Raw genomic sequence first — 11,239 nt, 5'->3', positions numbered from 1 at the left:
AGTATTACAACAATAACCGGATTAAGCAAAAACTGGCTGGCATGAGTCCGGTTCAATACCGTCTTCACACCAGCCAACTAGCTGCGTAATATGAAACTCTAACTTTTAGGGGTCACATCTGAAGCAGGATCTTCCTCCGGATATTTTTATTTTACTAATGAAAGTACTAAATCTTTAACGTCTAATACACTATCGAGAATGTATTCTGCATTGTGTTTTTCGAAGTCCGCTCTTGCGTCTTTTCCTGATAAGCCTGTCAGGACTGCTGCGAACGTACATCCCATTTTTCGAGCAGCGAGTAAATCTGCAAAGGAATCTCCCACTATCAAAGTTTCCTTACCATTAGGAATTGGCATTTCTTCCTCAATGCATTCTTGATCTGTCTTTGTTTTTCCGGACAGTGCCTTCACGTATGTAAAAGGATTTGGTTTTGAAAGTGGTGTTGCTTCTGGAATATTACGTTCAGCAGCCAAAACATCGTCTGCTGTAACGATATAATTCACGTCGAAATGTTTTAGCCACTCTAAATATTTAAATGGTTCTAGAGTCTCAAGTTCTGGACGTCCTGTTCCAATACCGATTGTGACCCCAGCTTTTTTTAATGATTCAAATAAAGATGCAATTTCCTCCGCTGGTGCTAATACTTTTTCTACAGATAAAAATCCTTTTTTTCCAGTTTGGACAGAAGGACGCCCCGTTGAAGCGAATACGTGCTTATCACCAACATACCATTCTTGGGAAACAAGTTCACAAGTAGACCAGAGTTCTCCTATTTCGCCAAAGACAGATTTTTCCACACCTAGCTTTTCTTTTGCTAAATCATCAAGATGCGAAAATAATCCTACCTTCGTTCTTTCAGACTGCTCAAAATCATCCAAAAATGCAGAAAAATCTAGGCTTAGCTCTTTTCCAGCTAAAGCTGCTCCGATTTCCAACAAAACGTCCCGATTCATTTCATTAGATACCCACTGTGCTACTTGTTTCGAATCTTTTACTTGCTCTAAAAGTCGAATTATTTGGTATGCTACTGTTAAATAAATCATGTCCCAGTTTGCATTTAGTCCACAAGACTTTTGAAACTTTAATACTAAATCATGTTCAAACACGCGAGCACGAATTTCATCAATTTCGGAATCGGAATAATCAGTTTTAAATTTTTCTGGATTCAACCCCAAATAATTTTTGCTATATAATATTTCCCACACCGTTAAAGCGGACGCATCAAAATAGCGTTCCTCGCTTAATAAAACCCCATCAACATCAAATAAAACCGTCTTAATCATCCAACTATCTCCTCATGTACATGATCAGCACTTCTATCCTTTAGTGTATCATAGCGACCATTGTTTTCAATCCTCATCTTTTACGTCTATATCTTCTGGAACAGGCTCATTCGCCAATTCCTCTACAAGGGCTTTATATTTTTCAAGCTGTTCAAAATGAGTTTTGAATTGATCTTTGTATATTAAAACTACCCCATCACCATCTCGTAAAAAACGAATTTTCCTTTGTAAAATTAAGTTTTCTACATACGGTACTGATACAGATAAATACTCTGCTGTTTCTTTTATCGTTAAGTACATCCCTTCAACCCCCATAAAAAAACTCGCATAATTCTTATTATATAATACCATCCTTATATTAAAAGGAGTGATCAACAATGCCAAGGAAAACAAGAGATACAGGTTCGCAAGCCACTCCCCATTTTGACGGGGAATATGAAGATATTATTAATGATCAAGGGTTGCAAAGTCCGCAAATGGGATTAAATATAAATATTACCGGGAAACAAAACTCATTTCATGTGTATGAACTTCCCAACAACGATATGAAAGATTTCGAAAAGCTAACAAGAGGTAAAAATGTAGAATAACCTCAAGAAATACTCAATCTACCCTCTAAAAGCGAATGTTTTGACACAACAAGTTTGTGTAAAACCATGCGTTCTAACGAAGATTCCTAAAAAAAATGCATGAATGGACTCCACTTCCTCCATTCATGCTTCTTCTAATCTTTGAGTTACAGTGTCAAGTGACTCGGTTCCTCCAAAATAAGCGAGACTTCCCTCGTTCAGATAAAGTATTTTATCTTCACACGATTGCCTGATTTCATCAACTAAATGAGTGCTAATTATAATGATACTGTGGTATGAAAGCCTCTGCAGAACCTGCCCAAAATGAAGCCGTTCTTCAATGTCCAAACTTTCAAACGGTTCATCTAAAATGCAAATTCGCGGAAGGTTTATGAGTGCTTGAATTAAACCTACTTTTTGTCGTTCTCCTCCCGAAAGATGGCGAATCTTCCTCCGTTTTACGTGAGTTAAATGACTCTCTTTCAACCAATGCTCAACAGACTTTTTTACAAGCTTCCGAGGGATTCCCTTATGATAAGCCATATAGGTTATATACTTTTCCACCGACATATCTGAATGCCCTGTAAAATGTTGAGGTAGAAAACCTATGATTTTCCTAATTTCATCTTTAGTTAGCTTTTTTCTGTACGTCCCCATCTGCTCGTCTCTGATCAAATGTGTATAATTAATTTCACCATTCATTGGTGTGATGGCAGTCGTAAGCAGCTTCAAAAGTGTACTTTTGCCAGCCCCATTTTTCCCAACAACATACGTAATTCCTTTTGTAAAAGAACACGAAATATTTTTTAAGTTTGTTGTATCCCCTGTTGAATATTCCACATTATTTAATGTTATTCTCATTTCAAATCCACCGAAAAGCGTTTCTTTAAAATAACACTACTCAATAAAAGAATTGAAACTACTAAAACCATCACGTTCATAACGATAAAATATTCATCACCTGGTGCTTGAAACAAGAGCTTTTTCTTTAATAACACTTGGCTGAACCAAATAAATAGTGTGATTGACAACCCTATTTTTTGCCCCAACCAAAATATTGCAACAAACCCAATCACACCAAAAAAGAAAACAGGAATAAAGGAACTGACGAGATATAGCATCGTACTTTCTTTCCCTACTATAACGAAACTTAATGGTAATGTGAGTACTAATTGTATTCCCATGACAATCATAAAACGAGTAAATATTTGTTGGATCATTGGATAGTAACTCAATGTTTCAATGATCTCGTTTCCTTCGTTTTTCGGTCTAAAGGAATACCCTATCACCCCGATAACAAGAAGTGTAATCCACTTGATCCAGCTCGCAAACCCAGTCACCGCGTCTGAAAAATTTTCACTAATCGTAAAAGTAATGGCAATCATAAGAAGAGCAGTTAACAGCCAGCTTGTCGTACCGTAAAAATTCCATTGTGATAAAAACATATTTATTATTTTTGATCTAGTCGAAAGAGATTGTTGCGTCGTTTCTAGCTCTTGACGCAAATCAACTGGACTTTGGTTTTGCTCCATATTTTTAATTTTTTGTATCAAATCGAGTGTCATTTCTCTCGTCGGCTCAGGGGCAGTAAATCGATCAAAATGAGCTTTCCATTCTTGTTCTAACTTCGTCAATTCTTGATTTTCACTCACTTCCTCCAACCCCTTTCCGCTCATCCGTAACTAATATGTTTTCAAGCTTTTTTAACCCACGAGCAATTCGGGTTTTTACTGTGTTAATTGAAAGATCCAATGCCAATGCTATTTCCGAATATTTGAAGTCCTGATAGAAACGTAGATAAAGAACCGTTCGATAATCAAGAGAAAGTTGATTTAACGATTCTACCATCCATTGGCGTTCAAGCTGATGATCAATAATATGGTGAACCTGCCCTGTTTTTTCTATATCTTGATCCGTCACATACTCAAGACGGGATGCTGGTTTTCTCCAATAATCCTTGCAAGTATTCGTCGCTATTTTATACATCCACGGTTTGAATTGATCTGGAACAAAACCTTTTTTTCCCTGTTGGTAGATTTTCAAAAACGTTTCTTGAACAACGTCTTCAGCCAATTTTTCATCTTGTAATAATCGATATATATATCCAAACAGAGGCTTATGATATCGGAAAACAAGTGCATCGAAAGCTGTGTCTATCCCAAGTGATAATTGCCGCATATATTCTTCATCTTGCATTCCCATCCCCCCGTTTCATGCTGACTTTCGATTGTTTTTTAAAATTGCTCCTATAGTACATATTACTCCTAGTCCGATATAAAACAATCGGTTAAAGAGAATCCAGCGATTTTCCGCTAAGAAAAGTCCACTTTCTCCGCTCACAACACGTTCAACACTTCCATATTTAAGTAAAATAGCATTTAATTCCCGAAGCAAGGCACCACCGAAAAGGATTGTCATCCAAAAAAGAATTCCAGCTATCAATCCTCCAAGCGAATGGTTTCCAATCATCGTTCCGAGAATAACAATTCCACCAATGGCCAGATACACTGGAATTGAAAAAACAAATCCTTTCCATACAAAATTTCCTAAAATAAATCCTAATGGCAAAGTAATGATAACCACTAAGACCACAAAAATAATGATGGAAAATAAAGTACGTTCAAGTAGAAACCTCCACCTAGATACGGGATATGTAATTAGCTGATTGTAAAATTTCGAATCCAAATCCACCGAAAAGCACCACTGAATAATAAATACAAACCAGATTGTTGCAATGTTTTCATAAATAAGACTAGATAAATCATCTATCGTATATGTCCCAGAGTTATATATAATTATCCCGATAATCGGTATCAGTACAATCGTTAATAACGAATATATGAATGTGCACCACAGCTTTAAAAATAGTCGAAGTCGAATTAAGAACCCCCTCATGATTTTAATTCTCCTTCGTATTGTTTTAAGGCGTCTTTCATGTCAAAATCCTGCTTGTTCTCGAGTCCTTTCCAATAATCGCAAAGAAATTTTACAACATCTTTAAATTGATCATGGCCATTCTCCTCATAGGTTTGTAACAAATTTACAAGTGAAAGATCCTCTTCTGCACCCCACCATGTAGATTTATACCATTCCACAAAACTAACCTGTTCGTGTAAATGATTCATAAGAATCCATTCCATTGCATCAACTATTATTCGAAAATCATCATTGTAACCTGCAGAAATTTCCGGATATATTTCATTTATTATTCCATATGCAATATCCCAATCATCCACCGATGCACTCCTTATAACAAAAAAGTCATGATTAACACTATCATGTATTTGATAATAGTAGTTATCGCTCATTACAAATACAACGGATGGACTCAAAGAAACCGCTAGCCAATCTTCCGTAAAACTCCATACTTTTTGATATCTTTCTATTACTGCTTTAGCACCGTTAAAAACTTCGGGATGTGCGACAACGCGAATATTTCCAACCTTTTCTTCCTTAAAATTCCCACCTACCAAGGATAGACCATATTGGGAAGTTCCTTGATATACTTCTTCATCGATCTGTGGAATTGTTAACGCAAAAGGAACTTTTTTATTCTCTCTCTTAATGTTAACTGTGAACTCCGTTGGAAAATCCTCGACTAGCCGAGCGTTCCTTAACTCAAATTGAGGATATAAATTATTGTGCTCCCTAGCAATGACGAGGGACCGCTTTCCGATTAAAGGATACCATCCCGCTTCTTTCGGAAGATACAATCGCTCATTTTTTATAAAAGCTTGTTCAATATAGCCATCATCGCGGTATTGCAAGATTTTCCCTTCATAATAAAGGTCTAGGTCAATTTCTTCACCAGGCTGTATCATTTGATCGAAATGAAGTGTAATAAAATCATTTTCTCTTGAACAAGTAACTGATTTTTCACTTGTACATTCTTTTATTTCTAATCCATGGTACAGTGTTAAAAATACTTCATTCACTGCATTATTTCCGTTATTTTTTATATTTAAGGTGCTTTGAACGTTTATATGATCATCAGCTTGAAGTTCCACATTCAAATCAGTTTTTTCCATTGAAAACTCATATGGTTGATCATCTTTATTGTATTCGTAGTAGGAATTCTCCCATTCGTAATATTCACCATCTCCATCAAAAGACTTGGCATATTGTTGCCCAGTTGCAATGTATTGTTCAAGAGCCTGATTATATTGCACAAATCGCATTCCACTTAACACAATTGTAGGAATGATTAAGATTGTAATCATAATGGGAAGCATCTTTTTTTCTTTATTGCTCCTTCGATGACGCCGGAACAATAATAGAGTTACAACAATGACTACGATTCCTAGCAACACAACGGCACTTTGGTGCAAAATTGAACTTTTAAACACATGGTGAATCCCCCATATCCCCTCATAAGGAGACCCAACAAACATATAATCAAATGGGGTTAATAAATGAAACTTTGGATTATCCCAAGTATTAGCTCGTCCAGTATAATCAAAAGGTAAAAGTAAACTTAATACTAAGATTGCTGGTATGCTAAGATACGCCAACATTGATTTAATCAAGATTCCAAATAAAAAACCAACAGAAATAAGAAGAAAAAATGCTCCTTCCATTTGGATGAATACGTAAAAGATATTTTTAAACCACTCTTCTACAGTCATTGCTGCACTAACAAACCAAATTGCTTGGCAGATTATTGTAATTACGGTAATACAAAGCCCGTACAATTGAGTAATAAGCCATTTCCCAATAATCCAATCTACATTTTTCACTTCGTATGTTACGACTAATTGTTCAAAATCATTATCCCGATCTTTACTCGCCATATAAACAGCAAACAGTCCGACAATGAGTAAATTGAGCATCAGCATCCAAATGAAACTTTGATAAAATGCAGCTGCACGTTCTTCATAATGGATAGGCTTTATTTCGTAAGAGATGATGACGTAGCCCAAACACAAAACATTTATTAAGAAAGGAATGGCTAGAAACTTATTGCGAAGTAAAAGGAGCCCTTCATTTCGAAAAACGGGTTTCACTATCTTCATGACGTCACCCCGTTTATGACCGCCATATAGCCGTCTTCTATTGTTGGTTGTATAGGGCTTACTTCGCCTTGAGGTTTTTCGTTTGAAATGATTCGAAAAACAACCTGATCCTTTTCTTTTCGACTGGAAATAATGACGTATTCTTTTTCGACTTGATCATATTCAGAAAAAGGTACCGTTAATTCCCATACTACATTTGTCGCGATTTCCGCTAACTCTTCAGTTGAACCTTGAAATAGGACATCGCCGTGATTAATGACTGCAACGTTTTCACAACTCGATTCAATATCACTAATAATATGTGTTGATAAAATAATAGAGTGGTCTTTACTCAACTTTTCTATTAAATTTCGAAAACGAATCCTTTCCGAAGGGTCAAGTCCTGCTGTAGGTTCATCGAGAATAATTAATTTAGGATTCCCGATTAGAGCCTGGGCAATGCCAAGCCGCCTCTTCATTCCACCTGAGTATCCTTTAATTTTTTTATTTGCTTGTGCAGTTAGGTTAACTTCTTCTAGTAGTTTCTCAACTTGTGAATTTCGTTCCTGTTGATTCGTCACACCTTTCATGGAAGCAACATAATGAAGGAATTCCTTTCCCGTAAACTGTGTTGGGACATTAAAATGCTGTGGCAAATAACCTAGCAGCTCCCTTACCTTATCTCCTTCTATTACTAAATCGTGGCCGTATATAGATACTTCGCCTTCTTGAAAAGGAAGAATCGTACTTAATATTTTCATTAAAGTTGTTTTTCCTGCCCCATTCGGTCCAAGAAGCCCGAATAAACCTGTACCAATTTGCAGATCAATATTTTTTAAAGCCTGAAATGAACGATAGGATTTTTGCAATCCTTCTATTTTTATAGACAATCCTTTTTCCCCCTAAAAATATCTTTCTGAATCCTACACGTATAGAAGGATAAAATTGTTTCATCTTTAGTTATTTTTGTTTCCACGTATAGTGTAAGATTTAAGGGCAAATTCGATTTACTTTCGTTTCCATCCCGATTCAGGATAGAATTCCCGAACAATTTCAATATCTTTTCTGTTTCATCGTGAATTATGATGGAATTCTCGACCAATTTCATATCCCTTTCAGTTTCATCGTGAATTTCGATAGAATTCTCGACCAATTACATATACCTTTCTGTTTCATCGTGAATCAGAAACGAATTCTCGAACACTTTCAATATCTTTTCTGTTTCATAGAGAATTAGAAATATATCATTAAAGGAAGTAACTTAAACGAAAACTCTTCGTCTGTTAATTTGGAGGTGTTAAAAATTGAATAAAATAATTTGCAGCTTATTTTTGATACTGTCACTGTTTTATTTATCAGGTTGTAAGAGCTCAGAATCAAAAGAAATAACTATAGGAAATCCTACTGCAGAAGAAGTCTTACGACAAGACGAAAAAGCGGATATCTTTCAATGGGATGACCTCATTTATACAACGAATGTGGATTGGGTAAATGAATTAGAACTTACGAGGAATGAGCTAATCGGCGAGATCCAAAAGTCATTTATAGACTTTTCCACAACACCTTTTGAAAACGGAATGGCAAATAAATTGCCGATAGGAGCTAAAATTTATTCGGCAAAACAACGAGGCGGTATATTAATTGTAGAGTTCAATAATGAAGAAAAGTATTATTTAGCTTTAGTTGAAGGTTAGATGTTTTGAGTAAAAATAATTGTTTTTATAAAAATTAAAGCAAAAAAGGTTTGGCGTAATTTCCAAACGTTTTTTGCTTATTTATTTTGAAGTGCGTTCACTAATTTGCTACATCACCAATTCTCAATCCGAATGATTTTAACTATTTTCCCTTCTTGTACCGTAATTTGTAATTCACCAGATTGCATATTATTTAACGAATCAACAATTACTTGTAGTTGATCACTTTCTTCTTTAACTTTTTCTGCCATTTCGCTCATCCCCTTTGATCATAAATTTACATAAGAACAAAAAAAGACCCCTTAATATGATAAGAGGTCTTCGCTTTTAATATATATAAGCAGTCGTCTCTTATCTGTCAGACCATACAAATCTGCTGGAATTGGCACCGTTTGAATACAAATGATTCAATGGTTGCCGAGGTTTCAACGGGCCAGTCCCTCCACCTCTCTTTATAAGAGTTATGGTTATTAAATTTTTTTCGTTAAAGTTAATTGTATTTTGAAAAAACGGCAATGTCAACCAACAATTACGTTTTCATCAATGCGTTGGAAAAAAATATTTCTTCACATTTTCTCTATATTGGTTATAATAGAGTCTGTTGTATTTTACAACACAAGCAAGACGTGGTTCGTGACCATCCCACGCTAAAAAACTAAGGAGAGAAATGAATATGAAAACAAAAACATTGGTGATCAATGGTATTTTGGCAGCACTTTATATTGTGGTAACTCTTTTGATTAAACCGATTGCTTTTACAAACATCCAGTTTCGTCTTTCAGAGATGTTTAATCATCTAGTTGTGTTTAACAAAAAATACATCTTTGGAATTGTTGTCGGTGTATTCCTAGCAAACTTGTTTTTTTCGGAATTGGGATTATATGATCTTATTTTCGGAGTTGGTCAATCAATCATTGCCTTATCCATTACGATTTTTTCAGGAAAATTTATAAAAGGCATCTGGAATCGTATGATTTTTAATACACTTATTTTCACATTTACAATGTTTATCATCGCTATTGAGCTTAATTTAGCTCTTGGATTCCCATTTTGGATTACGTGGATAAGCGTATCAATTGGTGAATTTATTGTAATGGCTATAGGTGCACCACTTATAATGGCACTGAATAAAAGAATCGATTTCAATAAACTACTTTCTTAATAATAGAAAGACTCTTTTTAAATTATTATTTACCTAAACGAAAACCCCTTAAATATAAGGGGTTTTCGTTTATACAATAATATATCTTTTTAAAGCTTGTTCCAATGAAGCAACAATATTCGCTTGTTTTTCAAGGGAAATTCCTAGCTGAATCATATTTTTCACAACATCGGGTCTAATTCCGCAAATAATTGCCTTACAGCCCATCATGACTGTTCCATCAATGACTTTTTTAAGACGATCAATGACATCTGGTTCCATTTCAGCTACACCAGATAAATCAATGATTAAGGTTTGTATTTTCATAATAGAAATTTCGTTTAAGACCTTTTCCATTATAATACCAACTCGTTTGTCATCAATAGGTCCAATTAGTGGAAGGACACATGTTTTTGCAGTTACCGGGATAATTGGAGTGGAAAGATGTTCAACAATTCTATTTTGTTCTTCTATTAATTTATCTTTAAACTCAGAGTAACTAATAAAGAAGCAATTTAAGAACTGGTCAATTTGGTTGTTAATCTTACTTTCAAGACTATAAAAGTCATCCCTGCTTGGTGGATCATCACATACCATTTCAAACTTATGTAAGAACATCCACAACGTTCTTCTAATTGCATGGAGCCATTCTAACTTAAAAGCCAATGTTAACTGAAATTTAGCCCATATTTTTCCCTCTTGCTTGGCAAAATCAATTACTTCTGACTCTCTTTCTTCAATAACATAATGAATAAGGCGTTGAGCATTTTCTAATAAATTTATATTACCAATAGAATGAATGTACTCAATTTTATCCCTTACATTAACAGCTTCACTTAAAAGCTTTTCTTCAAATTCTTGCCGATTTTCGTTTAAATAATCTATTAATGCTTTTGCATCATATGCTGATTTCACGATATCTCTTCCCCTTTTTTGGTGAATTGATTCACTAGCATTTTAGTTTATTCCTCATATTTTTTAATATTATCATAACTTCATTTTTTATAAAAACATAATGAATGGCATGGTCTAAATATTAAGACCAGTACCTCTATTAATAGGAACTGGTCTTATGTAGGGTTTACAATTACTTTCTCTCTGGTGGAACTTCTTTGTTTAGGGCTTCATAGAATTTTAGGACTGTAAAATAACTCAAGCCTAAATCTCCAACGCCCTCATATGCCGAGACAATATCGACACTGCAACGCAATGGTTCTACTTGAAGAACCGTTACAACGATTTGATTTCGTCTCATCCCTTTTTTTTCAATTAACAATTCACCGCGTTCTGCATCTAAATGTGTCAAATTCCAACCAGGAAGTTTATTACTTATGATATATTGAATTTTTTCAAGCAATACACGTTTACTTACTTTATAATAACGCGTTTTCAATTGTGGATCTTTCGCGCGATCACTTGTTTCCGTGCTATTTTTCCATAATCCCGTCAATATACGAGCAACAGACATGGTTTTCCCCCCTTTTTTTATAAAACTCGATTTAATATGTAGGTATGCGTATATTATATGTCTTTTCAGATGGTTATGTCTATTAAGCCGATG

At 35.0% G+C, this 11,239-nt stretch carries 15 protein-coding genes and 2 riboswitches; of the genes, 4 read left to right on the top strand and 11 right to left on the bottom strand.

All coding sequences use genetic code 11. The features are described 5' to 3' along the window. Positions 1-89, top strand: an 89-nt coding sequence (locus MT489_RS22455; protein ID WP_425311309.1) for an IS3 family transposase, incomplete at its 5' end; no start/stop codon positions are given. A 57-nt stretch (positions 90-146) separates the two neighbouring features. On the opposite strand, the gene MT489_RS12435 is transcribed toward MT489_RS22455, so the two are convergent. Both MT489_RS12435 and MT489_RS12430 read right to left on the bottom strand, forming a co-directional pair. After that, positions 147-1,283, bottom strand: a complete 1,137-nt coding sequence (locus tag MT489_RS12435; protein ID WP_244681874.1) for an HAD family hydrolase — start codon at positions 1,281-1,283, stop codon at positions 147-149. Positions 1,284-1,349: 66 nt separating this feature from the next. Beyond that, the gene (locus MT489_RS12430) at positions 1,350-1,583 is read right to left on the bottom strand and encodes an excisionase family DNA-binding protein (RefSeq protein WP_244681873.1); all 234 of its coding nucleotides are present in this window, start codon (positions 1,581-1,583) and stop codon (positions 1,350-1,352) included. A 77-nt stretch (positions 1,584-1,660) separates the two neighbouring features. On the opposite strand from MT489_RS12430, the gene MT489_RS12425 reads away from it, so the two are divergent. Continuing rightward, entirely contained in the window at positions 1,661-1,873 is a 213-nt protein-coding gene (locus MT489_RS12425) for a hypothetical protein (RefSeq protein WP_244681872.1), read from the top strand. Positions 1,874-1,996: 123 nt separating this feature from the next. Here the strand turns inward: MT489_RS12425 and MT489_RS12420 are convergent, their stop codons facing one another. The 6 genes from MT489_RS12420 to MT489_RS12395 are packed head-to-tail and all read right to left on the bottom strand — an operon-like array spanning position 1,997 to position 7,733. Beyond that, on the bottom strand, positions 1,997-2,713 hold the full coding sequence (locus MT489_RS12420; RefSeq protein ID WP_244681871.1) for an ATP-binding cassette domain-containing protein: 717 nt from the start codon (positions 2,711-2,713) through the stop codon (positions 1,997-1,999). Beyond that, complete coding sequence (locus MT489_RS12415) at positions 2,710-3,504, bottom strand: hypothetical protein (RefSeq protein WP_244681870.1); 795 nt, start codon at positions 3,502-3,504, stop codon at positions 2,710-2,712. The genes MT489_RS12420 and MT489_RS12415 overlap by 4 nt, the downstream gene beginning before the upstream one ends. After that, entirely contained in the window at positions 3,497-4,048 is a 552-nt protein-coding gene (locus MT489_RS12410; RefSeq protein ID WP_244681869.1) for an RNA polymerase sigma factor, read from the bottom strand. Before MT489_RS12410 ends, MT489_RS12415 begins: the two co-directional genes overlap by 8 nt. 15 nt (positions 4,049-4,063) lie before the next feature. Then, positions 4,064-4,747 carry a hypothetical protein gene (locus tag MT489_RS12405; protein WP_244681868.1) on the bottom strand — a complete coding sequence of 228 codons (684 nt, stop codon included), beginning with the start codon at positions 4,745-4,747 and terminating at the stop codon, positions 4,064-4,066. Beyond that, on the bottom strand, positions 4,744-6,864 hold the full coding sequence (locus MT489_RS12400) for an ABC transporter permease/M1 family aminopeptidase (protein WP_244681867.1): 2,121 nt from the start codon (positions 6,862-6,864) through the stop codon (positions 4,744-4,746). The genes MT489_RS12405 and MT489_RS12400 overlap by 4 nt, the downstream gene beginning before the upstream one ends. Then, entirely contained in the window at positions 6,861-7,733 is an 873-nt protein-coding gene (locus MT489_RS12395; protein WP_244681866.1) for an ABC transporter ATP-binding protein, read from the bottom strand. The genes MT489_RS12400 and MT489_RS12395 overlap by 4 nt, the downstream gene beginning before the upstream one ends. A 414-nt stretch (positions 7,734-8,147) precedes the next feature. Here MT489_RS12395 and MT489_RS12390 point away from each other — a divergent pair, with 414 nt between their 5' ends. Further along, a complete protein-coding gene (locus MT489_RS12390; protein ID WP_244681865.1) occupies positions 8,148-8,537 on the top strand; it encodes a hypothetical protein in 390 nt (129 codons plus the stop codon). A gap of 113 nt (positions 8,538-8,650) precedes the next feature. On the opposite strand, the gene MT489_RS12385 is transcribed toward MT489_RS12390, so the two are convergent. Continuing rightward, positions 8,651-8,788 (bottom strand): DUF2292 domain-containing protein, encoded by a 138-nt coding sequence (locus tag MT489_RS12385; protein WP_244681864.1) that lies wholly within the window; start codon positions 8,786-8,788, stop codon positions 8,651-8,653. Between the two features lie 97 nt (positions 8,789-8,885). Then, positions 8,886-8,998, bottom strand: a riboswitch (SAM riboswitch). A gap of 159 nt (positions 8,999-9,157) precedes the next feature. After that, a riboswitch (PreQ1 riboswitch) is annotated at positions 9,158-9,202 on the top strand. 8 nt (positions 9,203-9,210) lie between these two features. Here MT489_RS12385 and MT489_RS12380 point away from each other — a divergent pair. Further along, entirely contained in the window at positions 9,211-9,699 is a 489-nt protein-coding gene (locus MT489_RS12380; protein ID WP_244681863.1) for a QueT transporter family protein, read from the top strand. A gap of 69 nt (positions 9,700-9,768) precedes the next feature. Here the strand turns inward: MT489_RS12380 and MT489_RS12375 are convergent, their stop codons facing one another. Beyond that, complete coding sequence (locus tag MT489_RS12375) at positions 9,769-10,593, bottom strand: STAS domain-containing protein (protein ID WP_244681862.1); 825 nt, start codon at positions 10,591-10,593, stop codon at positions 9,769-9,771. Between the two features lie 172 nt (positions 10,594-10,765). Further along, on the bottom strand, positions 10,766-11,146 hold the full coding sequence (locus MT489_RS12370) for a hypothetical protein (protein WP_244681861.1): 381 nt from the start codon (positions 11,144-11,146) through the stop codon (positions 10,766-10,768). Positions 11,147-11,239: the final 93 nt, after the last annotated feature.

It is taken from the genome of Lederbergia wuyishanensis (assembly GCF_022900255.1).
Lineage (GTDB): Bacteria > Bacillota > Bacilli > Bacillales > Bacillaceae_C > Lederbergia > Lederbergia wuyishanensis.
This window is presented reverse-complemented; position numbering and strand designations above follow the sequence as displayed.

Bases quoted from the DNA above. Each gene is read 5' to 3' on its own strand.
- MT489_RS12370 (WP_244681861.1), bottom strand. From the start codon at position 11,146: ATGTCTGTTGCTCGTATATTGACGGGATTATGGAAAAATAGCACGGAA.
- MT489_RS12435 (WP_244681874.1), bottom strand. From the start codon at position 1,283: ATGATTAAGACGGTTTTATTTGATGTTGATGGGGTTTTATTAAGCGAG.
- MT489_RS12425 (WP_244681872.1), top strand. From the start codon at position 1,661: ATGCCAAGGAAAACAAGAGATACAGGTTCGCAAGCCACTCCCCATTTT.
- MT489_RS12430 (WP_244681873.1), bottom strand. From the start codon at position 1,583: ATGTACTTAACGATAAAAGAAACAGCAGAGTATTTATCTGTATCAGTA.
- MT489_RS12385 (WP_244681864.1), bottom strand. From the start codon at position 8,788: ATGGCAGAAAAAGTTAAAGAAGAAAGTGATCAACTACAAGTAATTGTT.
- MT489_RS12400 (WP_244681867.1), bottom strand. From the start codon at position 6,864: ATGAAGATAGTGAAACCCGTTTTTCGAAATGAAGGGCTCCTTTTACTT.
- MT489_RS12420 (WP_244681871.1), bottom strand. From the start codon at position 2,713: ATGAGAATAACATTAAATAATGTGGAATATTCAACAGGGGATACAACA.
- MT489_RS12380 (WP_244681863.1), top strand. From the start codon at position 9,211: ATGAAAACAAAAACATTGGTGATCAATGGTATTTTGGCAGCACTTTAT.
- MT489_RS12410 (WP_244681869.1), bottom strand. From the start codon at position 4,048: ATGCAAGATGAAGAATATATGCGGCAATTATCACTTGGGATAGACACA.
- MT489_RS12405 (WP_244681868.1), bottom strand. From the start codon at position 4,747: ATGAGGGGGTTCTTAATTCGACTTCGACTATTTTTAAAGCTGTGGTGC.